Origin of the sequence: Arthrobacter sp. RIT-PI-e (assembly GCF_001187915.1) — a bacterium.
GTDB lineage: Bacteria > Actinomycetota > Actinomycetes > Actinomycetales > Micrococcaceae > Arthrobacter_D.
On the sequence record NZ_LGIU01000097.1, the window covers coordinates 35,185 to 57,221 of the forward strand.

The following is a 22,037-nucleotide window of genomic DNA, read 5'->3' on the forward strand; positions in this document are numbered from 1 at the left end:
CACCGGACAGATGTAGTACAGCACGCCAGGAGCCGGCCCCCGGGTGGGGGCCGGCTCCATCGGTTCTGCGGCGCTGTTACTCGCTCAGCTCGATCTCGGAGAAGACCTCGTCGCTGACGGGGCTCGCCGGGTAGGAGGTGACGCGCGGTGCGAAGGCCAGCGAGGGGGCCGGGTGGGCCAGCGGGATGGCCGGGTTGAACTCGGCGATCTGCTCGTTGATGTCCTTGTACAGCTCCGTCTGCTCGCCGCGGTCGCTGGTCCCGCGGGCCTCGTCCAGGGCCGCGAACAGCTCGGGGTTGTCGAAACCGAACTCCGGCTTCTCCCGTCCGAAGAAGACGCCGATGAAGTTGTCGGTGTCGTTGTAGTCGCCGGTCCACCCGAGCAGGTGGAGACCGTGGTCGGCGGTGCCCTGGACCTGGTTCAGGTAGTCGGGCGACCACGCGGCGGGAGCCGGGTTGACCCGGATACCCACGTCGCTGAGCTGCGCCTGCAGGTTGGTGAAGACCTGCTCCGGCGTGGGCATGTACGGACGGGAGACGTTCGTGGGGTAGTTGAAGGTGATCTCGAAGCCGTCGGGGTACCCCGCCTCGGTGAGGAGCTCGCGCGCGCGCTCCGGGTCGAAGTCGTACGTGGTGACGTCCTCGTTGTAGCCGTCGACCACCGGCGGGATGAACTGCGAGGCCACCTCGGTACCCTCGGGCAGGGTCTGCGAGACCAGGGCCTCCTTGTCGATCGCGTGGGCGATGGCCTCACGCACCAGGGGGTCCTGCAGCTCGGGGATCTGCTGGTTCATGCCGAGGTACAGGATGGTGAACGGGTCGCGCGGGACGATGTTGTACCCGGCATCCTTGAGGGACTGCGTGTCCGCCGGCGCCACGAGGTCGTAGCCGTCGATCGTGCCGGCCTCGAGGGCCTGGCGGCGTGCCTGGGGGTCGTCGATGATCCGGAACGTCACGTCGCTGATCTGACCCTGCTCACCCCAGTAGTCCGGGTAGGCGGAGAGCTGCAGCTGCTCACCCACGGACCAGGAGTCGAACGTGAACGGCCCCGTACCCACCGGGTTGCCCAGGGCGTACTCGCTGAGCGAGGGGGTGTCCTCGGTGCCGCCGATCTCGTCCGCGGAGAACTCCTCCAGCGCGGTGGGGCTCTGCATGGCGAAGGCGGGCAGGGAGAGCGCCGCGATGAAGCCGGCGAACGGCTGCGCGAGGTTGATGGTGGCCTCGTTGTCGCCGGAGGCCTCGCAGGACTCGTAGACGGCGTCCTCGGGGCTGTCCGCGAAGCCGCGGAACAGCGAGTTGTAGTAGTAGGAGACCGTCTCCGCCTGCTGGATGCCGGTCCAGTTGTACCAACGGTCGAAGTTGTAGCAGACCGCCTCGGCGTCGAACGGGGTGCCGTCGTGGAAGGTGACCCCCTCCTTGAGCTGGAAGACCGTGGACAGTCCGTCCTCGGAGGTCTCCCACGACTCCGCGAGCAGCGGCGCCGGGTTGGCCGTACCGGGCTCCACACCCACCAGGCCCTCGAAGATCTGCCGGCTGACGCGGAAGGACTCGCCGTCGCTGGCGAAGGCGGGGTCGAGCGACTTCGGGTCCGAGGAGGCCGCGAAGACGAAGCTGGAGTCCACGGTGGACTCGCCCTCCGCGCCCGTGTTCTCCTCGCGCTCGCTCTGCACGCAGCCGCTCAGCAGAAGTGCTGCGATGGACATTCCTGCCGTGAGGGCGGCGCGTTTGCGCACAGAACCTGCGCCCTGCACTGCGGTGCCTCGGTTGGACATCATTACTCCCTGGTCAACGAGTGAATTCTGGCGGACGAACCGCTCTCCATGGGGTACCGCGCAAGGCAGCTCCACCATGTTCCGTGTGATGAGCGTAACTTCCGCCAGAAGCCACTTCGTTACTTTTGGGGCCAGGATGGTTACGATTTGGTCTCGAGAGTCTTCCGCCGGGCAGTTGTCACCTCCCGGAAACGTCGGTGTAACAGGGGGATCGATGACGGCCGGGACCAGCACCACCGCTGCACGCTTCCGGCGCTTCGCGGAGATCGAGGTGCGGGGCGTCTCACCGCTCTACGAGCAGTGGTGCCTGGGCATCAGTACCGATCCCGAGCTCCTGACCCTCCTCGACCACCTCCCCTCCCCACGGCGCCAGCCCAACCTGCTGCTCGGGGCCGCACGCCTGGCCGGGGTGCCGCTCGAGGACTACCGCTCCTTCCGGCGCTTCGTGCTGCAGCACTGGGAGACCATCCGCCGAACGCTGGAGACCCGGACCACGCAGACCAACGAGGCCGGCCGGTGCGCCGTCCTGCTCCCGCTCCTCACGCAGATCGGCGCTGCCGAGGGCAGGCCGCTGGCCCTGATCGAGGTGGGTGCCTCCGCGGGGCTCTGCCTCTACCCGGACCGCTACGCCTACCGGTACTCCCCCGGCCCCCACCTCGCACCGGCCTCCGGTTCACCCATGCCTGCCCTGGACTGCCGGGTGAGCGGACCGGCACCCCTGCCGAGCGCGCTCCCGGAGATCGTCTGGCGGGCGGGTGTGGACCTCAGCCCGCTGCGCGCGGACGTGCCCGACGACGTCCGCTGGCTGGAGGCGCTCGTCTGGCCCGGGCAGGAGCACCGCACCGAGCGGCTGCGCGCCGCCCTCGGCGTGGTCCGGAGGGAACCACCGCTGCTCGTCGAGGGGGATCTCAACGAGGAGATCGCGCCGCTCGTGGCCCGCGCACCGCAGGACGCCGTCGTGGTGGTGTTCCACACCGCCGTCCTCGCCTACCTCGACGCCGCGGGCCGGGCCCGCTTCGCATCCACGATGACCGGCCTCACCGGGCAGCGGGAGAGGCCGGTGCACTGGATCTCCAACGAGGGCGCGGGCACCCTGACGGGCGTGGCCGGAGCGCTCGGGAAGAGCCCCGGGGAACGGGACGGCTCGTTCGTGCTGCGGCACGACGGGCGGACGGTGGCCCGCACCGGGCCCCACGGACAGTACCTCGACTGGCTGCCCTGAGACGTCAGCCGCGCGTGCACCGACCTGCGGAGACGGGCTCGCTCAGGCCGGGGGCGCCCAGGGCGATGGGGCGCAGCTCCTCGAGGGAGAGTGCATAGCCCACCGGGGCGTCAGCCGTGGACTTCGCGAAGACCACACCGGCAACGCGTCCCTGCAGATCCAGCAGCGGCCCCCCGGAGTTCCCCTGCTGCACGTTCGCGGCGAGGCTGTAGACCTGGAGCGGCTGGGGGTCGGCGCCGTAGATGTCGTTCACGAGCACGGGCGAGAGACTCTGCACGCTCGCGGGCTGGATCCGGTAGGGACCACCTGCGGGATACCCGGCGAACGCCGCCGTCGCCCCGCTGTCCAGCTCCTCACCGAGCGGGAGCGGGGACGCCGGCAGGTCGTCGACGGCGATCACGGCGATGTCGCGGGCCGTGTCCAGCTGGACCACGCGCCCCTGCCGGGCTCCTGCTCCGGGCACCTCCACCACCGGCTGATCCACCCCGGCCACCACGTGGGCGTTGGTGATCACGCGTCCGGGGGCGACGACGAACCCCGACCCCGTCTGGTTCTGCCCGCACTGGAAGGCGGTACCGGTGATCCGGACCACGGAAGAGCCGGCTGCGGTGAGCTCCGGGGTGTCCACGGAGGCATCGGGGATCTGGGCGGGGACGGCGGGACCTACGCCCTCGAGGAGGGTGGGGATGCCGTCGTCCACCGCGATGCTCCGCAGCTGCGCCATCCAGGAGCGCACGGGGGCAGGGGTGGTGGAGTCGATGGCACGGATCACCTGCGACCCGGCGATCTGCTGCGACAGGAAGGGCGCCCCGAGGGTACCCACGCTGAACGCGAGCATGGAGAGCACGAGCGCTGCGACCACCACGTTGACCACCCCACCGAGGAGCCGGTCCACGAAGCGCAGCGGCGGGAAGTCGGACCACCTGCGGATCGACGCCCCGAGCGCGGAGCCGATGCCCTGACCCACGACGATCAGGACGATCAGGGTGCCGATCACGGCAATCAGGCGCCACGGGTTCTGCGGGACCCACTCGCTCACCAGCGGGATGGCGAAGAACGCCGCCACCGCACCGGCCACGAACCCGGCGATCCCGCCGAGGGTGACGAGGAAGCCGTTGCGGAGCCCGGCCACGAGATAGCCGAGGAGCACCACCACCAGCACGAGGTCGAGGACCGTGAACCCCTCGAGACTGATTTCCGACACGAACACTCCCCTGGCTGTGATCGCCGGAGGGGACAGCCCGTCCGGCACGTGAGCGATTCTAGCCGCGAAGCATGGGAGCGCCGTGGGAGCGGGTCCCACGGCGGATCACCGGAACCTGTATCAGTCGTCACATCTGCTCCGGTACGGCAAGATGGACAGTAGACGACCGAGCGGATCGCCGCCCCCACGAAGCATCAGGAGAATTCATGGACATCGAGGTACTGCGCCGGGCGCCCCTCTTCGCGACACTGGGCGACGACGTCTTCGCCGCCCTCACCGACGAGCTCACCGAGGTGGATCTCCCGCGGGGCTCCTCCGTCTTCCGGGAGGGCGACCAGGGCGATCAGCTGTACTTCATCGTCTCCGGCAAGATCAAGCTCGGCCGCACCGCCCAGGACGGCCGGGAGAACCTCCTGGCGATCCTTGGCCCCGGCGAGCTGTTCGGCGAGATGGCCCTCTTCGACCCGAGCCCCCGCACCGCCACGGCCACGGCCGTCTCGGAGACGCGGCTGGCCGGACTGAGGAACGAGAACCTCCGCACCCTGCTGGAGACCCGCCCGGAGGTGTCGGCGCAGCTCCTGCAGGCCCTGGCACGCAGACTCCGCCGCACCAACGAGTCCCTCGCGGACCTGGTCTTCTCCGACGTGCCCGGCCGCGTGGCGAAAGCACTGCTGGACCTCGCCGACCGCTTCGGCAGGCCCGCCACGGACGGCATCCTGGTGGCTCATGAGCTCACCCAGGAAGAGCTGGCGCAGCTGGTCGGCGCCTCCCGCGAGACGGTCAACAAGGCGCTCGCCGAGTTCGTGCAGCGTGGCTGGCTCCGCCTGGAGGCGCGCGCCGTCGTCATCCTCGACATCCAGCGGCTCCGCCAGCGCAGCCGCTGACCTTTCCCCCTCCATGCGGAAGGCATCCGCCCGGTGGGTGGGTGCTTTCCGCTGTTCTCCCTGCTCGGCGGGAGAGCCCTTCAGCGTCCGCGCTGCGCCGAACCGCCCTCGGTGAGCCGGGGGCACTCGACCTCCAGCATCAGCGTCCCCTCCTGCTCGGCGAGGTGCGGGTGGTAGACCTTCACGGGCCGCTTGTGGGAGAGGTACGCCACGCAGCCGCGCGAGGACCCGATCTTCTCGAGGATCACCTCCACGGCGGGAACCGCGAGATCGCTGAGCGTCCGGCCCACGCTGTTCTGCTGACCGATCTCGTCGCCGAGCCGGGTGGTGTCGCGCTCGGCGATCTCACGAGCCGCCCAGCGCCACCCACCCCACACGCCCTTGCTGTCCAGGATGCTGGGTTCCTGGTTCACCGGTTGCGCAGCGGCGAAGTAGTGGGTGTCGAAGCGGCGGTGCGCGAAGTCCGGGGTGAGCCAGTGAGACAGCGGCTTGATGAGATCGGTCCGGACACCGAGCCCGCGGCGGCCGAGGATGTCCGCGAAACGGCACTCGCCCTCGTTGATGGCCTCGCGCGCCCTCATCCACTCCTTGGCCTGCGTGCCCTCCACCAGGGACGACGCGTCCGGGCCGGCGAGCAGCACACCGGTCTCCTCGAACAGCTCACGGATCGCGCAGAGCACGTGCCGGCGGGCGGCCCGATGGTCCTCCATCCCGAGAGTCTTCGCCCACAGGGAGGGGGACGGACCGAACCAGCGGACGTCGTCGTCGTCGGACTCGTCGACACTCCCGCCGGGGAAGCCCACCACCCCGAGCGGGGACTCGCCACGGCGGTAGGAGAGATACGTCTCGGTGCCGATCGCCCGGTCACGCAGGAGGACCACGGACGACGCCGGGCGGGCGGCGAGGGGGGTGCGCTCACCGTGCTCCACCCAGCTCTGCGCCGCGCCACGCTGGTCCGGGGGCACGGGGAAGTACCTGGTGCTGAGACGGTCCACGGGCTAGACGAACTCCGCGACGAGCTCGACCTCGACCGGCGAGTCCAGGGGCAGGACGGCCACACCCACGGCGGAACGGGCATGCACACCGGCGTCACCGAACGCGTGGCCGAGCAGCTCGGAGGCACCGTTGATCACCCCGGGCTGGCCGGTGAAGGAGGGGTCGGAGGCCACGAAGCCCACCACCTTGACGATCCGCGTGACCCGATCCAGGTCCCCGATGCGGCTCTTGACGGCGGCGAGCGCGTTCACGGCGCAGGTAGCGGCGAGTGATCGGGCGGTTTCCGCGTCCACGCCGCCGGGCGCGCCGACCTTGCCCGAAGCTGTGAGTTCGCCCCCAATGAAGGGCAGCTGGCCGGAGGTGAACACCAGCGTCCCGCTGGTCACGGCGGGGGCGGACGAGGCCCCCGGCGCAGCCCCTCGGGAAGGGGGATGCCGGGCGCCGCGAGACGTGCCTCGACCGCCGACTGCCCCGGATTCGCGGGTGACACCGTCAGTTCTTCTCCCGCTTGAGGTAGGCCACGAGGCCCTTGCCGTCGGGACCGGGGACCACCTGCACGAGCTCCCAGCCATCGTCGCCCCACTGATCGAGGATCTGCTTGGTGGCGTGGATGATGAGTGGAATCGTGGAGTACTCCCATTTCGTCATGGGAAAAGGGTAACGCGTGCTTGTAAACTGGAATAATGGCCGCTCGCAAATCACCCCTCTTCGACACGGCAACCACCCTCGGCAAGATCGTCGCCTTCCTCGGGATCAGCGCGCTCGCCGGAGTGCTCGCCGCCGGACTCCTCGTTCCCGTGGCAGCAGCTGCCGGGACCGGCGCCACGGCGTCCATCGACTTCTTCGAGGAACTCCCCGCCGAACTGGAGCGCGGGGCCCTGGCCCAGCCCAGCACCATCGTGGCGGCCGACGGCTCCCTGATCGCCACCCTGTACGAGGAGAACCGGCAGCCGATCACCCTCGACCAGGTGTCGAAGCCCATGATCGACGCCCTGATCTCCATCGAGGACTACCGCTACTACGATCACGGCGGAGTGGACATCGAGGGTGTGCTCGGAGCCATCGCCAGCAACCTGTCCTCCGACACCACCCGCGGGGCCTCCACGCTCACGCAGCAGTTCGTCACGAACGTCCTGATCGACGAGGCGAACCGGAATGACGAGACAGCTGTGTACAGCGGCAACAAGACGGTGGGCGACAAGCTCCGGGAGATGAAGCTGGCCATCGCCGTGGAGAAGGAGATGACGAAGGACGAGATCCTCGAGGGGTACCTCAACATCGTCCAGTTCAGCGGGACGAGCTACGGGGTGCAGGCCGCTTCGCAGTACTTCTTCGGCGTGGACGCCATCGATCTGACCATCCCGCAGAGCGCACTGCTCGCCGGTGTGGTGAACGGACCTACCTACTACAGTCCCACCGAGAACCCCGAGCGGGCACTGGAGCGTCGGAACCTCGTCCTCGGGGCGATGCTGGAGCACGGCAAGATCACGCAGGAGGAGTACGACGCCGCAGTGGCCACGGATCTGGGCCTCAACCTCACCCCCACGCTGAGCGGCTGCGTCGGCGCCGAGCAGGCCCCGTACTACTGCGACTACGTCACCCACCTGATCATGAACGACCCCGCCTACGGCGAAACCATGGAGGACCGTCAGGACACGCTCTACCGCTCTGGGTTGACCATCAGGACCACGCTGGACTCCCGCGTGCAGGCAGCCGCCCAGACCGCCGTGGTGGAGACCGCCAACCCCGACACCACGGACGGCCGGGTGGGGCACACCATGACGAGTCTGGATCCCAAGACCGGCAACATCCTCTCCATGGCCCAGAACACCCGGTACGACCCCGCCGAGGGGCAGGGCAACACGGTGCTGAACTTTAACGTGGATGAGTTCGACAACGCCGATTCCTCCAAGCCGCTGGGAGGTGGCGGCGGGTTCCAACCGGGTTCCACCTACAAGCCCTTCACCGTCGCGGCATGGCTGGAGGACGGCAGGAGTCTCAATACGGTGGTGAACGGCAGCAAGCGTACTTACCCGCAAGGTGATCGGTGGCGTGCGAGTTGCGCTCCCGGGGGAAACTTCGAGATCTTCGAAGATGACGGCTACACCCCGCAGAACTACGGCGACATCAACTACCGCAACACCACCGTGCTCGAGGGTCTCGCCCAGTCGTTCAACACGATCACCATGTCGAGCGCCCGGGAGCTCGACCTGTGCCGCATCCGCGACATCGGGTTCGATCTCGGCGTCCACGACGCCAAGCGGACGGACGGCGAAGAGGGCCGCTTCAACTTCCGGCCCGCATCACTCATCGGTGGCGGTGGCGAGGCGGCTCCGCTGTCCATGGCCACCGCCTACTCGGGCTTCGCCAACGACGGCATCGTCTGCACCCCCCGTGCGCTCACCGAGGTCACGGCCGTGGACGGCACCAGCTACCCGGTGCCCCCAGTCACCTGCGACCGCAAGATCTCCGCGGACGTGGCCCATGGCGTGAACACCGCGACGCAGGAGGTCATGAAGACCGGGTCCGGATCGGTTCTCCAGTACGGCGGCATTCCCATGGCGGGCAAGACCGGTACCAACGACGCCCGGTCGCAGACCTGGTTCATGGGCTACAACTCCGGGATGGTCACCGCCAGCTGGATCGGCAACTGGCAGGGCGAAGGGGAGAACAGTGGCCTCGGGGGCTTGCAGATCGGCGGTCAGGTGTACCCCGAGATCGACGGTTCCCTGATCGCAGCCCCCTCCTGGGCACGGTTCATGCAGCAGATCCCGGGCCTCTACGTCGGGGAACCCTTCGCCAACCCGCCGGCCCGCATGCTCGCCTATGGCCAGAGCGTCAACGGCAACCAGAACAACCCGGCACGCCCAGGACGCCCCGGTAACGGCACCACCGGTACCGGCGGAACTGGCACCGGCGGCGTGCTCGGTGGTACTCCTGGAGGAAACATCGGGAACACCATCCCCAACAACGGAGGAAACGGCTAGCGTGCAATCGACTCGAACACCCCGGAGCGGGGCACCGCTCGGCTGGGCCGCAGGACTCACCCTGACCGCCGCGGCCGCCACCTTCGCCTACGCCGCCACCGTGGAGCGCACGCTCTACCAGGTGCGCAAGGAGACGCTGCCCATCCTCCCGGCCGGGTCCACCCCCCTGCGGGTGCTCCACCTCTCCGACATCCACATGGTGCCCGGCCAGAAGTCGAAGGCCGACTGGCTGGGCAGTCTTGCCAGCCTCAGCCCGGATCTCGTGGTGAACACCGGCGACAACCTGAGCCACCGGAAGGCCGTGGGTCCGCTGCTGGAGGCGCTGGAGCCGCTGCTGAAGTTCCCCGGCGTGTTCGTCCCCGGGTCCAACGACTACTACGCGCCGGAGTTCAGGAACCCCCTGCGCTACTTCGCCGGCCCCTCGCTCGCCCCCAAGGAGACCGAGCGCAGGGAACTGCCGTGGACCGAGCTGTTCAGTGCCTTCGGCGCAGCCGGCTGGGTGGACCTGACCAACCGTTCGCAGTCGATCGGCTTCGGCAACCTGCGCATCGACTTCACCGGCGTGGACGATCCCCACATCGATCGCGACCGGTACTCGCCCTACCCCTCGGGCAGCAGCACCTCCGCCGACGCCCCGCACATCCGCGTGGCCGTGGCCCACGCACCGTACCAGCGGGTGCTCGACTACTTCACGGAGGGCGGCGCGGATCTCATGCTCGCCGGTCACACGCACGGCGGACAGGTCTGCGTACCGGGCTACGGGGCACTGCTGAGCAACTGCGACCTCGCCACCTGGCGTGCGCGTGGCCTCACCGACTGGGACCACGCCGGGCGTACGGTGCCGCTGAACGTCTCGGCGGGCATCGGCACGTCCCGGTTCGCGCCGGTGCGGTTCGCGTGCAAGCCGGAAGCCGTGCTCCTCACCCTGACACCCCGGGGTACCCGCTAGGACAGTCCTGCCTGCTGCGCGACTCCGAGTGCGTGATCGGCGTCACGACTCTTCTGGCCTACGATGGTTGCCAAGAGCCACGATCGTCGATCACCGAAGAGTTGGCATGAGAAATCAGAACACGCTGTGGCAATCCCTCGGCAGGTTGTACCCGCACGTCCGCCCGATCATCCCCCGCCTGGTCCTCGGTCTGCTCTGCGCGCTCGGGGCCAGCATCATGGCGCTGGCCATCCCGCAGGTGCTGCGCGTCCTCATCAACGATGCGCTCGCCGCCGGAGGTGCCGCGCGGACCGTGTGGGTCGCGTCCGGCGTCGTCCTGCTCCTCGGGGTGCTCGAAGCCACCTTCGTGGCGCTGCGCCGGCAGTTCGTGATCACCCCGGCCACCACGGTGGAGACGAACATGCGCACCTCCTTCTACCGGCACCTGCAGAACCTGACGGTCGAGTTCCACGACCGCTGGGGCAGCGGCCAGCTGCTGTCCCGGGCCATGAGCGATCTGAACCTCATGCGCCGGTGGATGGCCTTCGGGCTCATCATGCTGGTGGTCACCTCCCTCACCGTGGTGATCGGCGTGACCATCATGTTCTTCACGAGCTGGCCGCTAGCGCTGATCTTCACCGCCGCCGCCGTACCGCTGATGATCTACGGCTACCGCTTCCGTACCTCCTACAGCCGGGTGTCCCGCAAGAGCCAGGACCAGGCCGGCGACCTCGCCACCACGGTGGAGGAGTCGGTGCACGGCATCCGGGTGCTGAAGGCCTTCGGCCGCAGCCGCGAGGCGCTCGAGGACTTCGAGGAGCAGGCCGAGGAACTGCGCGACACCGAGATCGTGAAGGCGCGCTCGCTCGCCACCTTCTCCATGATCGTGATGCTGCTGCCGGAGCTGGCCCTCGGCGCCTCCCTCGTGGTGGGCATCGTCCTGGCGGCGAACGGCGACGTGTCCATCGGCGCACTCGTCGCGTTCTTCGCCACGGCGGCCGCCGTGGCCGGGCCCGTGGAGTTCATCGGGCCGCTCCTCGCCATGACCTTCACGGCGAAGACCGCAATCGACCGGCACTACGAGGTCATGGAGGCGGAGAACACCATCACGGATGCCGCCGAGCCCGTGCACCTCACCGATCCACGCGGCGCGCTGGTGCTCGACGCCGTCCACTTCCGGTACCCCGACGCCGAGGAGGGCACGCGCGACGTGCTCGACGGCGTGGACCTGGAGCTCCGGGCCGGTGAAACCATGGCGCTGGTGGGCGTGACTGGGTGCGGCAAGAGCACGCTGCTGCAGCTGGTGCCCCGGCTCTACGACGTCACCGCAGGGAGCATCCGGATCGACGGCGTGGACCTCCGCGACCTCGAGCTGGACGAGCTGCGCTCGCTCGTGGCCGTGGCCTTCGAGGACACCACCCTGTTCTCCAGCTCCGTCCGCGACAACGTGCTCATGGGCTCCCGCACCGAGGGCGCCGAGGCCGAACGCATCCTCGCCGAGGCACTCGAGGTGGCCCAGGCGCAGTTCGCCGACACCCTGCCGGAGGGTATCGACACGCTCATCGGCGAGGAGGGGCTCAGCCTCTCGGGCGGGCAGCGACAGCGCATCGCCCTGGCCCGCGCGATCGCCGCGCATCCCACCGTCCTGGTGCTCGACGACCCGCTCTCGGCGCTCGACGTGACCACGGAGGAACTGGTGGAGGAAGGGCTGCGCGCCGTGCTGAGCTCCACCACCACGTTGATCGTGGCCCACCGGCCCTCCACGGTGGCACTCGCGGACCGCGTGGCCCTGCTGCAGGGCGGCCGGATCACCGACGTCGGGACGCACTCGGAGCTGCTGGCCCGCAACGAGCACTACCGGTACGTGATCGCCAGTCTCGACGACGAAGAGGTAGCGCTCGACGACGAGGAGACCAAGGTGCCGGGCAGCATGGGACGGCCGGAGCACGACGACGAGGAGGCACTGGCATGAGGCGCACCACGGCAGCACCCGGTGGCGCACCGGAGCCGGACGGAGCCGCTTCCTCGGGTGTGGCCGACGAGGACGACGTCCTCCTCGACCGCGAGCGCAGCAGGGCCGTCCGGGCCAGGTCCTTCCGGCTCCTCGGCTCGCTCATCCGCCCGAACCGCCGGCAGTTCTCCTGGACCGTGCTGCTCGTGGTCGTCTCGCAGGCCGCCCGGGTGGCCGGGCCTGCGATCATCGCGTTCGGCATCGACCGCGCCCTGCCCGCCCTGCTCGACGGCGACCCGGTGCTGCTCTGGGTGGGCGGCGGCACCTACCTCCTGGCCGCGGTGCTCGCCTCCGTGCTGACCGCGGGGTACGTGCGGGCCACGGCGCAGCTCAGCCAGACCATGCTGCTGGACCTCCGCGTCCGGGTGTTCCGGCACACCCAGCGGCTGAGCCTGGAGTTCCACGAGAAGTACACCTCGGGGCGCATCATCTCCCGTCAGACCTCCGACCTCGAGGCGCTGCGCGAGCTCCTGGACTCCGGGATCAGCTCACTGGCCTCCGGAGCCATGTTCATGCTCTTCACGGCGGTCACCATCTTCGCGCTGGACTGGCGCACGGGCCTGCTGATCCTCGTGGCGGCGATCCCCATGTTCCTCCTCTCCCGCTGGTACCAGAAGCACTCGCAGCTCGCCTTCCGTGCCAGTCGCGTGGTGTCCGCGCGGCTGATCGTCCACTTCATCGAGACCATGACCGGCATCCGCGCCGTCAAGGCCTTCCGCCGCGAGGCCGTCAACGCCCGGCGGTACGACGAGCTGGCGGAGGACTACCGCAGGGTCACCGTGCGCTCCATCAACCTGAACGGCATCTTCCAGCCGGGCCTGGTGCTGATCGGCAACGTCACGGTGGCCGTGGTGCTGGTGTTCGGCGGCTTCCGCGTGCTCGGCGGCACGCTCGAGGTCGGCGCGCTCCTCGCCCTGCTCCTCTACAGCAAGCGCTTCTTCCAGCCCGTGGACCAGATGGCCATGTTCTACAACTCCTTCCAGTCGGCGTCCGCCGCGCTCGAGAAGGTCTCCGGGCTCCTCGAGGAGGAACCCACGGTGCGGCCCCCGAGGAATCCGGTGCCGCTGCCCCACCCCCGGGGCACGATCCGCTTCGACGACGTCCGGTTCCGGTACGGGACCGGACCCGTGGTGCTGCCCACCCTGGACCTGACCATCCCGGCGGGCCAGACCGTGGCGCTGGTGGGCAGGACGGGCGCCGGGAAGTCCACGCTGGCCAAGCTGATCGCGCGCTTCTACGACGTCTCCGAGGGGGAACTGACCCTCGACGGCGTGGACATCCGCGAGGTGGACCCCACGGACCTGCGCCGCGCCGTGGTGATGGTCACGCAGGAGGCCTTCCTCTTCAGCGGCTCCGTGGCGGACAACATCGCGCTCGGCAAGCCCGAGGCCACGCGCGCGGAGATCGTGGCGGCGGCACGCGCGGTGGGTGCCGAGGAGTTCATCAGCGCGCTCCCCGAGGGTTTCGACACCGATGTGAACAAGCGCGGCGGGCGGGTCTCCTCCGGCCAGCGGCAGCTGATCAGTTTCGCCCGCGCCTTCCTCGCGGACCCCGCCGTCCTCATCCTCGACGAGGCCACCTCCTCCCTGGACATCCCGAGCGAGCGCCTGGTGCAGGAGGGGCTGCAGAAACTCCTCGGCAACCGCACCGCGCTGATCATCGCGCACCGGCTCTCCACCGTGGCCATCGCGGACCGCGTGCTCGTGGTGCACGACGGCGCCGTGGTGGAGGACGGCACGCCGGCCGATCTGATCGGCGGCACGGGCCGGTTCGCGACGCTGCACGCCGCGTGGAAGGACTCCCTGGTCTGAGACCCGCACCCCGGTTTCCCTCTGCCCCTGGTCCTCGGCTACTCTTGGACAGTTGCGGTTCCGGAGGTCCTCCGGGCGCAGCACCGGGGTGTGGCGCAGCTTGGTAGCGCGCGTCGTTCGGGACGACGAGGTCGCAGGTTCAAATCCTGTCACCCCGACCGGAAGTACACAGATGAAAGGCCCGTCGGCATCAGCCGACGGGCCTTTCATGCGTCCGAGGCCCCGCCGCGCGACGACCGCGTTCGTCCTGTGGCGTCGCTCCCGCGTTCTCGGGCTCAGGGGGCGTGTCGCACCGGGACCCGCCGGTTCGTGCGCGCTCCCGCCGCAGAAGCCGTGAGCGACGACGCCGATTGCGGTCGGACGTGCCCCGGTCGGGCGTTGTGGCGCGCGGGCGGCACATCCGACGAGGCGTCGTCAGGCGAACATACGCCCCGTCAGCCGCTCGTACGCCTCGACGTACCGCGCCCGGGTGCGCTCCACGACGTCGTCGGGCAGCGCCGGCGGCTCGGACGAACGGTCCCAGCCGGAGGCGTCCGAGGTCAGCCAGTCCCGCACGTACTGCTTGTCGAAGGACGGCTGTGCCTGACCGGGTGCGTACAGTGCCGCGTCCCAGAAGCGGGAGGAATCCGGGGTGAGCACCTCGTCGCCGAGCGTGATCCGCCCCGTGGCGGGGTCCAGGCCGAACTCCACCTTGGTGTCCGCGAGGATGATCCCCCGCTGACGGGCGATGTCCTCCGCCGTCGTGTAGATCTGCAGGGTGAGGTCGCGGAGCCGGGCCGCGACGTCGCTGCCCACCGCCTCGACCACGGCGGAGTACGCGATGTTCTCGTCGTGCTCGCCCACCTCGGCCTTGGCCGACGGCGTGAAGAGCGCCGGCTCCAGGCGCGAGCCGTCCACGAGACCCTCGGGCAGCGGCAGGGAGCAGACCGTCCGCGAGTCCCGGTACTCGAGCAGCCCGCTGCCGGTGAGGTACCCGCGGGCGATGCACTCGATCGGGTACATGGCGAGCTTCCGGCAGATCATGGCACGGCCCTCGACGGCGGTGGGCACTCCCCCGGCGGCATCGGCCGCGATCACGTGGTGGGGCACACCGCTCAGCCGCTCGAACCACCACAGGCTCAGCTGGGTCAGCACGCGCCCCTTGTCGGGGATCTCGGTGGCGAGCACGTGGTCGTAGGCGCTGATGCGGTCGCTGGCCACCACGAGGACGGTCTCGCCCTGCCCGTCCTCCGGCTCGTACAGGTCGCGGACCTTGCCCGAGTACACGTGGCGCCAGCCGGGCAGGTCGAGGTGCGCTGGGGCGAAGGCGCTCACAGCGACGCCGCCGTGGGCCCGGTGACCTCGATCTCGCCGCGGGCCGCCCTCAGGGCGATGTCCGTGCGGTGGTGGCCGCCCTCGAGCTCGATCAGCGAGATGCTCTCGTACGCGGTGGCGCGGGCCTCGTCCAGGGACGCACCGAGTCCGACGACGGCGAGCACCCGTCCACCGGAGCTCACCACCTTGCCGTCCTGCAGCACCGTTCCCGCGTGCAGCACGGAGGCGCCGTCGATCTTCGCGGCCTTCCCGAGGCCCTTCACGCGCCGTCCGGTGACGGGTGTGTCGGGGTAGTTCTCGGAGGCGAGCACCACGGCCACGGCGGTCTTCGGGGACCAGTTGAGCTGGTCGATCGTCTCCAGACGGCCCTGCGCGGCGGCGAGCAGCACTCCGCCGAGCGGGGTGGTCAGCCGCGCGAGGACCGCCTGGGTCTCCGGGTCCCCGAAGCGGGCGTTGAACTCGATGACGCGCATCCCGCGCGAGGTGAGGGCCAGCCCGCAGTAGAGCACGCCGGCGAAGGGCGTGCCGCGGTGGGCCATCTCGTCGATCACGGGCCGGGCCACACGCTCGATCACCTCGTCCACGAGACCCGGAGGCGCCCACGCGAGTGGCGAGTACGCGCCCATGCCTCCGGTGTTGGGGCCCTCGTCGCCGTCGGAGAGGCGTTTGAAGTCCTGGGCGGGGGCCAGCGGCAGCACCGTCCGGCCGTCCGAGAGCACGAAGAGGGAGACCTCCGGGCCGTCGAGGTACTCCTCGATCACCACCGTGCCGCCGGCCGCGAAGCAGGCCGAGGCGTGGGCGCGGGCCTCCTCGAGGTCGGAGGTCACCACCACGCCCTTGCCCGCGGCGAGGCCGTCGTCCTTCACCACGTAGGGGGCGCCGAACGTGCACAGCGCCTCGTCGGCCTCCGCGTCCGTGGTCGCCACGCGGGCCATCGCGGTGGGCACGCCGGCAGCCGCCATGACCTGCTTGGCGAACGCCTTGGACGCCTCGAGCTCCGCGGCGGCACGGGTGGGACCGAACACGGGGATGCCGGCCTCCTGCAGTGCGTCCGCCACGCCGTTCGCGAGCGGGGCCTCCGGGCCGATCACCACGAGGTCGAGGGCGAGGCGCTGCGCGAGCTCCGTGACGACGGCGGGATCGTTCGCGTCCACGGGGTGCACGGTCACCTCCCCGGCGATCCCGGCGTTGCCGGGGGCCGCGTGGACCTCCTGCACCAGGGGGTCGGCCACCAGGGCCCGGACAAGAGCGTGTTCGCGGCCGCCGGGGCCCAGTACGAGAACCTTCACAGTAGAACAGCGTACTGGAGGTGCCCGGGGCTCCTGCGGGTGGGCCGGACCCGCACCACCCATACCTCGCGGGTGCTTCTCCGAATACCTCGCATGAGCAACTCGACCCCCTCCCGTCGCGGACAGACCGCCCTCGCCGCCCTCGCCGGCATCATCGCCGCCGGTGTGGTGCTGGGGGTCGCGGAACTCGCCGGGGCGTTCTTCCGGGCCAGCGCCACCCCTGTGATCGCCATGGGGTCCACCTTCATCGACTTCACGCCGCTGTGGCTGAAGGAATTCGCGATCGACACGTTCGGCACCAATGACAAGCTGGCGCTGTTCGTGGGCATGGGCGTCACCATCACCCTCCTCGCAGCCGTCCTCGGCATCGTGGCCTATCGCAAGTGGGCGCTCGGGGTGGCCGGTGTCCTGCTGATGGGCGCGATCATCCTCGCCTGTGTCCTCACCCGCGCCGGGGCAGGTGCGGCGGATGCCCTGCCCACCGTGCTCGGCACGGCCGCAGGGCTCCTGGCGCTGCGGTGGCTGATCGCCCGCCTGCACCACGCCGCCGTCGGAAGCACTGCCGGAAGTACTGGTGGGGGCGCCACGGACGGCACACAGCGCACCGGCGTCGCGGAGCCGGTCGGTACGCGCGACGACGCCGCTCCCGCCGCCACCGCGGTCCGCAACCCCCGCAGCACGTCGCGTCGCGGGTTCTTCGCGGCGGCCGGCCTCACCGCCGTCGTCGCCGCGGCGGCAGCCGGTGGTGGCCGCCTCCTCGCGACGGCGCGGAACAACGGGACCGCAGCGCGGGCGAACCCGCAGTTCCCAGCCCCCGCCAGCCCGGCCCCGCCGCTGCCCGCCGGCGTGCAGTCCCCCGTGGAGGGTGTCACACCGTTCATCACGCCCAACGGTGACTTCTACCGGATCGACACCGCGCTGAGCGTGCCGCAGCTGAACGCCGATACCTGGGAACTGCGCGTGCACGGCATGGTGGAGGAGGAATTCACCCTCAGCTTCCAGGACCTGCTGGACGCCGACCTGATCGAGCGCTACGTGACCCTGACCTGCGTGTCCAACCCCGTGGGCGGCGATCTCGTGGGCAACGCCAAGTGGCTCGGCTACCCGCTGCGGGACGTGCTCGCGCGGGCCAGGCCGCTGGAGGGTGCGGACATGGTGCTCTCCACGAGCTCCGACGGCTTCAGTGCCTCCACCCCCCTGCCCGTGCTGCAGGACGACCGCGACGCGATCCTCGCCGTGGCCATGAACGACGAGCCGCTCCCGGTGGAGCACGGCTACCCGGTGCGGATGGTGGTACCCGGCCTCTACGGGTACGTCTCCGCCACCAAGTGGGTGGTGGACCTGGAGGTCACCCGGTTCGAGGACGCGACGGCGTACTGGACGGACCGCGGCTGGTCGGAGAAGGGCCCCATCAAGACCATGACCCGCGTGGAGGTGCCCCGCTCCTTCGCCTCCGTGCCGGCGGGCAGCGTGATGATCGGCGGCGTGGCCTGGGCCCAGCACCGCGGGATCAGCGAGGTGGAGGTGTCCGTGGACGGCGGGGACTGGCAGCCGGCCACCCTGGCCGCCGAGGCCTCCGTGGACACCTGGCGCCAGTGGTCCTTCGAGGCCCGGCTCGACTCCGGCTCCCACACCGTGCGGGCCCGCGCCACCGACCCCGAGGACGGCGTGCAGACCGAGGAGCGCGCCGACACCGTACCCGACGGCGCCTCCGGCTGGCAGACCGTGCAGTTCACCGTGGACTAGGACCACGCCCGAGCCGAGGGCACCCTCCCTCACAGATCTGCGCCCGCCGGATGACCGTTCCCTCCGGCGGGCGCAGTCGTACCCGCCGGAGCCGCGGCGCATGAGGAATACTGGGGGCATGCCCTCCACCTTCACCACGGCGGACGCCGTGGATCTCGCCGTCCTGGAACGCAACGGCTTCGTCGAGTCCCGCCACGTGGGTGCCGCCGTCGTCCTCGCGGCGGACGGCACCGTGGTGACCGAGCTCGGCGACATCACCGGACCCGTCTTCCCGCGCTCCACGCTCAAGCCGTTCCAGGCCCTGGCCAGCATGAAGGCCGGCGTCCCGTTGCGCGGACCGCAGGTGGCCCTCGCTGCGGCGAGCCACGTGGGCGCCAGGGAGCACACGGACGTGGTGCGCACCATGCTCGACGCCGCCGGGGTCACCGAGGAGCACCTGCAGTGCCCGGAGGACTGGCCGCAGGACGAGCAGGCACGCAACGAGCTGGTCCGCAGCGGCAGGGGCAAGCAGCGCATCGCGTTCAACTGCTCCGGCAAGCATGCGGCCTTCCTGTGGGCCTGCACCGAGAACGGCTGGGACACGGACACCTACCTCGACCCCACCCACCCCCTGCAGCGCTCCGTGGCGTCGGTGATCGAGGAGTACACCGAGGAACCGGTGGCCGCGTGGGGCGTGGACGGCTGCGGTGCACCCGTGGCCGCGGTGTCCCTGACGGGCCTGGCACGGGGCATCGGGCGGATGGCGAAGGCGCCGTCGGACAAGCACGCGGACGCCCGCGCGGCCACGATCACCACCGCCATGCTGGACTATCCGTGGGCGGTGCACGGCGAGGGCCGGGAGAACTCCGTGGTCATGGAGGATCTCGGGGTCCTGGCGAAGAGCGGCGCCGAGGGCGTCCTGGTGCTCGCCGCGCCCACGGGCGCCTGCCTGGCCCTCAAGATCCTCGACGGCAGCTCCCGCGCGGCCACGCTCGTGGGACTGACCCTCCTCGCCGCCTCCGGCGCGATCGACGCCGACAAGGTGGGCGCCGTGCTCGAGAAGGTGGTGCAGCCGGTGCTCGGCGGCGGGCGCCCGGTGGGCAGCCTGCGCCTGGCCGCCCCGGTCCTGGCCCTGCTCGACCGGTAACGGCCGCACGATGGCTCGACGACGCATCTCCGGTGAGGACGGCCACCGGGCCCTCGCCGCGGTGGAGGGCGGTTCCGCCGTCCGCGCCGACCTCGCCACCGCCGTGCGTTTCGCCCTGGAGGAACTCGCCGCACTCGCGCCCGGCAACAGCGTGGGGGGGCGCGTGCCGCCCTTCGGTGTCCCCCAGTGCGGGGCGGGGCCCCGCCACACCCGCGGTACCCCGCCGAACGTGGTGGAGACGGATGCCGCCACCTGGCTGGCCCTGGTCCGCGGGAAACAGACCTGGGCGGAGGCCGTGACCGCCGGCAAGGTCGCGGCGTCGGGTTCCCGCGCCGACCTCGAGGCGTGGCTGCCGATCTTCGGCCGCACCCCATGAGCACGGACCGGACCGCCGCGGCAGGAGCCGGTGGTGATGCGCCGGGTGGCCTGCCGTCCGAGGTGGGCCCGGACGCGCGGACCGGTTCGAGGGTACCCGGGCGGCTCCGGGATCCTCGATCGCAGGGCGCCGAGGCGCGCCGTCGGCCGGGCCGGGCGGTCGCCGCCCTCCGCCGGGAACCGCCGTCGGCCTGGCTGCTGGGGCTGGCCGCCCCCGCGCTCTACTGCCTCTTCTCTGTCACCCAGTGGAACCGGCTCGCCTCGCCGTCCTGGGACCTCGGGATTTTCACCCAGCTCGCCAAGGCCTACGCGGGTGCGGGCGCCCCGATCGTGCCCATCAAGGGCGAGGGCTTCAATCTCCTCGGTGACCACTTCCGCCCCCTGCTGGTGCTGCTCGGCCCCGTGTACGCGGCCGCGCCGTCGGGTCTCACCGTGCTCCTGGTGCAGGACGTGCTCTTCGGCCTCTCCGTCGCGGTGGTGACCCGGGTGGGCCTGCAGTTCCTCGGCCGGGCCGCGGGGCTGGGCCTCGGGGTCGCCTACGCCCTGTCCTGGGGCCTGCAGACCGCGGTGGCCGCGCAGTTCCACGAGATCGCGTTCGCCGTGCCGCTGCTCGCGCTCGGCCTCGAGGCGGTGCTGCGGCGGCGCGTGGTCCCCGCCGTCGTGTGGGGCGGGCTGCTGGTGTTCGTCAAGGAGGACCTCGGGCTCACCGTGATGGCCCTGGGGCTGGTACTCGCCTGGCGGCTCAGGTCCCGAGCCGGATGGTGGCTCGCGGCCTGGGGAGCCCTGTGGCTGGTGCTCTCGGTCCGGGTGATCCTGCCCGCCCTGAACACCGGGGGCCAGTACGACTACTCGGACCGCATCGACGTCGGCGCGATGCTCGCCGACCCCGGGAGCGCCGTCGTCGACCTCGTGTCGGGGCCCGCGAAGTACCAGACGCTGCTGCTGCTCCTGGTGGCCGGCGGGGTCCTGTTCCTGCGCTCACCGCTGGCCCTGGTGCTGGTACCCACGCTGCTGTGGCGGTTCGTCTCCGGCGAGGACGTCTACTGGGGGCCCGAGTGGCACTACAGCGCCGTCCTGATGCCCGTGCTCTTCCTGGCGCTCGCGGACGGCGTGCAGAACCTCCGCAGCAGCCCGCTCCGCCCGCTGCGCACCGTCGCGGGTCTCGGCGTCCCGGTGGCCCTCGTGGCGGGTCTCTCGCTGCTGCCCTCCTCGGAGTTCGCGGCGCTCGCCGACGCGGACACCTACCGGCAGTCGCCGCGCTGGGACGCCGCCCACCGCATGATGGAGCTCATCCCCGAGGACGCCACGGTGGAGAGCGGCGTGGTGCTCATGGCGTACCTGGTGCCGGAGACCCGCGTGTACTGGCTCGGCAATGCGAACCCCGCGCCGGACTACCTGATCGTCGACGCCGAGGACTGGAGCTGGGGAGGCACCCGGCCCGCCGACGCCGTCGCGCATGCGGAGCAGCGCTTCCCCGGCACGGAGTACACCCTGGTGTTCGACGACGCCGGGTACCAGCTCGTCGAGCGGCGTCGCTGAGTCCCGCTAGCCTTGGACCATGACCTCCGAGCAGCCCTCGACGAACGGCATCCCCGAGCAGCCCGACCTGCGGGGAGCGGTGCCGGCCGCCGGGCAGCCGACCGCGGCGGACCGGGCCGCGGCCGCGGGGCCGTCGCCGCGGGCGGCCCCGCCGCCATCCCCGCCGATGCCTCCGCCGACGGTCCCGGTCCCGGTCCCGGTCCCGGTCCCGGTCCCGGTCCCGGTCCCGGTCCCGGTCCAGCGGCGGACCCCGGGCCGGGACCGTCCGCTGCAGCGCCTTCCGCCTACCGTGAGGTGACCGTCCGCAGGGCGCCGAAGTTCATCCCCTTCATGGTGGTGGGCGCGCTCCTCGGGTTCCTCGCCGCGCTCGTGATCGCCTACACCGGGGAGCAGGATCCCACCCTGACGCGCGAGTCCGTCCTCGGGTTCTTCACCGTGGTGCTCGCCCTGCCGGGGCTGCTCCTGGCGGCCCTGCTGGTGCTGGTGTTCGACCGGCGCAGCGTCAAGCGTGCCGAGCGGGCCCGGGCCGAACGGACCGAGGACGATACCTGAGGCAACGGGATTACCGGATCCGCTAACGGAGGGGTACCCGGCTGTCGAGAGTGTGCACGGGACATCCGACACCCGGGTGCCGTGCAGCTCGATGGAGGACAGTGTCATGAAAGCATTTGCGTGTGGGGACGTCGTACCGGGCTGCGACGCCCGCTGGGTCTGCAGTTCGGAGGACGAGGTGCTCGCGCAGGTCGCTTCGCACGCCGGGGTGGTGCACGGTCTGACCCAGGTCTCCCCCGAGATGGTCGGCGCGGTCCGCGCCAACATCGCCACGGTCTGAGA

At 70.7% G+C, this 22,037-nt stretch carries 19 protein-coding genes, 1 tRNA gene and 1 pseudogene; 14 read left to right on the forward strand and 7 right to left on the reverse strand.

Going from position 1 to position 22,037, the window contains the following annotated elements; all coding sequences use genetic code 11:
- Positions 1–76: 76 nt before the first annotated feature.
- Complete coding sequence (locus AC792_RS14530; protein WP_082177782.1) at positions 77–1,771, reverse strand: ABC transporter substrate-binding protein; 1,695 nt, start codon at positions 1,769–1,771, stop codon at positions 77–79.
- 214 nt (positions 1,772–1,985) lie between these two features.
- Here AC792_RS14530 and AC792_RS14535 point away from each other — a divergent pair, with 214 nt between their 5' ends.
- Entirely contained in the window at positions 1,986–2,993 is a 1,008-nt protein-coding gene (locus AC792_RS14535; protein WP_049831211.1) for a DUF2332 domain-containing protein, read from the forward strand.
- 4 nt (positions 2,994–2,997) lie between these two features.
- On the opposite strand, the gene AC792_RS14540 is transcribed toward AC792_RS14535, so the two are convergent.
- Positions 2,998–4,197, reverse strand: coding sequence for a MarP family serine protease (locus tag AC792_RS14540; protein ID WP_235436821.1), 1,200 nt, complete (start codon positions 4,195–4,197; stop codon positions 2,998–3,000).
- A gap of 206 nt (positions 4,198–4,403) precedes the next feature.
- Here AC792_RS14540 and AC792_RS14545 point away from each other — a divergent pair, with 206 nt between their 5' ends.
- The gene (locus AC792_RS14545; RefSeq protein ID WP_049831212.1) at positions 4,404–5,081 is read left to right on the forward strand and encodes a Crp/Fnr family transcriptional regulator; all 678 of its coding nucleotides are present in this window, start codon (positions 4,404–4,406) and stop codon (positions 5,079–5,081) included.
- A gap of 80 nt (positions 5,082–5,161) precedes the next feature.
- Here AC792_RS14545 and AC792_RS14550 read toward each other — a convergent pair whose 3' ends face one another.
- From AC792_RS14550 to AC792_RS17125, 3 genes and pseudogenes are all read right to left on the reverse strand, one after another.
- The gene (locus tag AC792_RS14550) at positions 5,162–6,076 is read right to left on the reverse strand and encodes an NUDIX hydrolase (RefSeq protein ID WP_049831213.1); all 915 of its coding nucleotides are present in this window, start codon (positions 6,074–6,076) and stop codon (positions 5,162–5,164) included.
- Positions 6,077–6,079: 3 nt separating this feature from the next.
- A pseudogene (locus AC792_RS14555) lies at positions 6,080–6,573 on the reverse strand (RidA family protein).
- Complete coding sequence (locus AC792_RS17125) at positions 6,570–6,725, reverse strand: DUF4177 domain-containing protein (RefSeq protein ID WP_120147317.1); 156 nt, start codon at positions 6,723–6,725, stop codon at positions 6,570–6,572. The pseudogene AC792_RS14555 and the gene AC792_RS17125 overlap by 4 nt, the downstream one beginning before the upstream one ends.
- Positions 6,726–6,760: 35 nt before the next feature.
- On the opposite strand from AC792_RS17125, the gene AC792_RS14560 reads away from it, so the two are divergent.
- The 5 genes from AC792_RS14560 to AC792_RS14580 all read left to right on the forward strand — a co-directional run bounded on the left by AC792_RS14560 (position 6,761) and on the right by AC792_RS14580 (position 13,972).
- Complete coding sequence (locus AC792_RS14560) at positions 6,761–9,064, forward strand: transglycosylase domain-containing protein (protein WP_049831214.1); 2,304 nt, start codon at positions 6,761–6,763, stop codon at positions 9,062–9,064.
- 1 nt (position 9,065) lies between these two features.
- Positions 9,066–10,013 carry a metallophosphoesterase gene (locus AC792_RS14565; RefSeq protein WP_200903424.1) on the forward strand — a complete coding sequence of 316 codons (948 nt, stop codon included), beginning with the start codon at positions 9,066–9,068 and terminating at the stop codon, positions 10,011–10,013.
- 106 nt (positions 10,014–10,119) lie between these two features.
- Positions 10,120–11,964, forward strand: coding sequence for an ABC transporter ATP-binding protein (locus AC792_RS14570; protein WP_049831215.1), 1,845 nt, complete (start codon positions 10,120–10,122; stop codon positions 11,962–11,964).
- The gene (locus tag AC792_RS14575; protein WP_049831216.1) at positions 11,961–13,814 is read left to right on the forward strand and encodes an ABC transporter ATP-binding protein; all 1,854 of its coding nucleotides are present in this window, start codon (positions 11,961–11,963) and stop codon (positions 13,812–13,814) included. Before AC792_RS14570 ends, AC792_RS14575 begins: the two co-directional genes overlap by 4 nt.
- An 84-nt stretch (positions 13,815–13,898) precedes the next feature.
- A tRNA-Pro gene (locus AC792_RS14580) sits at positions 13,899–13,972 on the forward strand.
- A 256-nt stretch (positions 13,973–14,228) separates the two neighbouring features.
- Here the strand turns inward: AC792_RS14580 and AC792_RS14585 are convergent.
- Positions 14,229–15,128, reverse strand: coding sequence for a phosphoribosylaminoimidazolesuccinocarboxamide synthase (locus AC792_RS14585; RefSeq protein WP_049831217.1), 900 nt, complete (start codon positions 15,126–15,128; stop codon positions 14,229–14,231).
- Positions 15,125–16,417, reverse strand: coding sequence for a phosphoribosylamine--glycine ligase (gene purD, locus AC792_RS14590; protein WP_049831218.1), 1,293 nt, complete (start codon positions 16,415–16,417; stop codon positions 15,125–15,127). The genes AC792_RS14585 and purD overlap by 4 nt, the downstream gene beginning before the upstream one ends.
- Before the next feature lie 93 nt (positions 16,418–16,510).
- Between purD and AC792_RS14595 the strand changes: the two genes are divergently transcribed.
- From AC792_RS14595 to AC792_RS16615, 7 genes are all read left to right on the forward strand, one after another.
- The gene (locus AC792_RS14595) at positions 16,511–18,163 is read left to right on the forward strand and encodes a molybdopterin-dependent oxidoreductase (RefSeq protein ID WP_049831219.1); all 1,653 of its coding nucleotides are present in this window, start codon (positions 16,511–16,513) and stop codon (positions 18,161–18,163) included.
- Positions 18,164–18,281: 118 nt separating this feature from the next.
- Positions 18,282–19,289, forward strand: coding sequence for an asparaginase (locus AC792_RS14600; RefSeq protein WP_049831220.1), 1,008 nt, complete (start codon positions 18,282–18,284; stop codon positions 19,287–19,289).
- Positions 19,290–19,299: 10 nt separating this feature from the next.
- Entirely contained in the window at positions 19,300–19,665 is a 366-nt protein-coding gene (locus AC792_RS14605) for a sterol carrier family protein (RefSeq protein ID WP_049831221.1), read from the forward strand.
- Positions 19,662–21,203, forward strand: a complete 1,542-nt coding sequence (locus tag AC792_RS14610; RefSeq protein ID WP_049831222.1) for a DUF2079 domain-containing protein — start codon at positions 19,662–19,664, stop codon at positions 21,201–21,203. The genes AC792_RS14605 and AC792_RS14610 overlap by 4 nt, the downstream gene beginning before the upstream one ends.
- 19 nt (positions 21,204–21,222) lie before the next feature.
- Positions 21,223–21,501, forward strand: a complete 279-nt coding sequence (locus AC792_RS17380; protein ID WP_160317655.1) for a hypothetical protein — start codon at positions 21,223–21,225, stop codon at positions 21,499–21,501.
- The gene (locus tag AC792_RS14615) at positions 21,498–21,755 is read left to right on the forward strand and encodes a hypothetical protein (RefSeq protein ID WP_049831223.1); all 258 of its coding nucleotides are present in this window, start codon (positions 21,498–21,500) and stop codon (positions 21,753–21,755) included. The genes AC792_RS17380 and AC792_RS14615 overlap by 4 nt, the downstream gene beginning before the upstream one ends.
- 106 nt (positions 21,756–21,861) lie before the next feature.
- On the forward strand, positions 21,862–22,035 hold the full coding sequence (locus AC792_RS16615; RefSeq protein WP_082177783.1) for a DUF1059 domain-containing protein: 174 nt from the start codon (positions 21,862–21,864) through the stop codon (positions 22,033–22,035).
- The last annotated feature ends 2 nt before the right edge of the window (positions 22,036–22,037 follow it).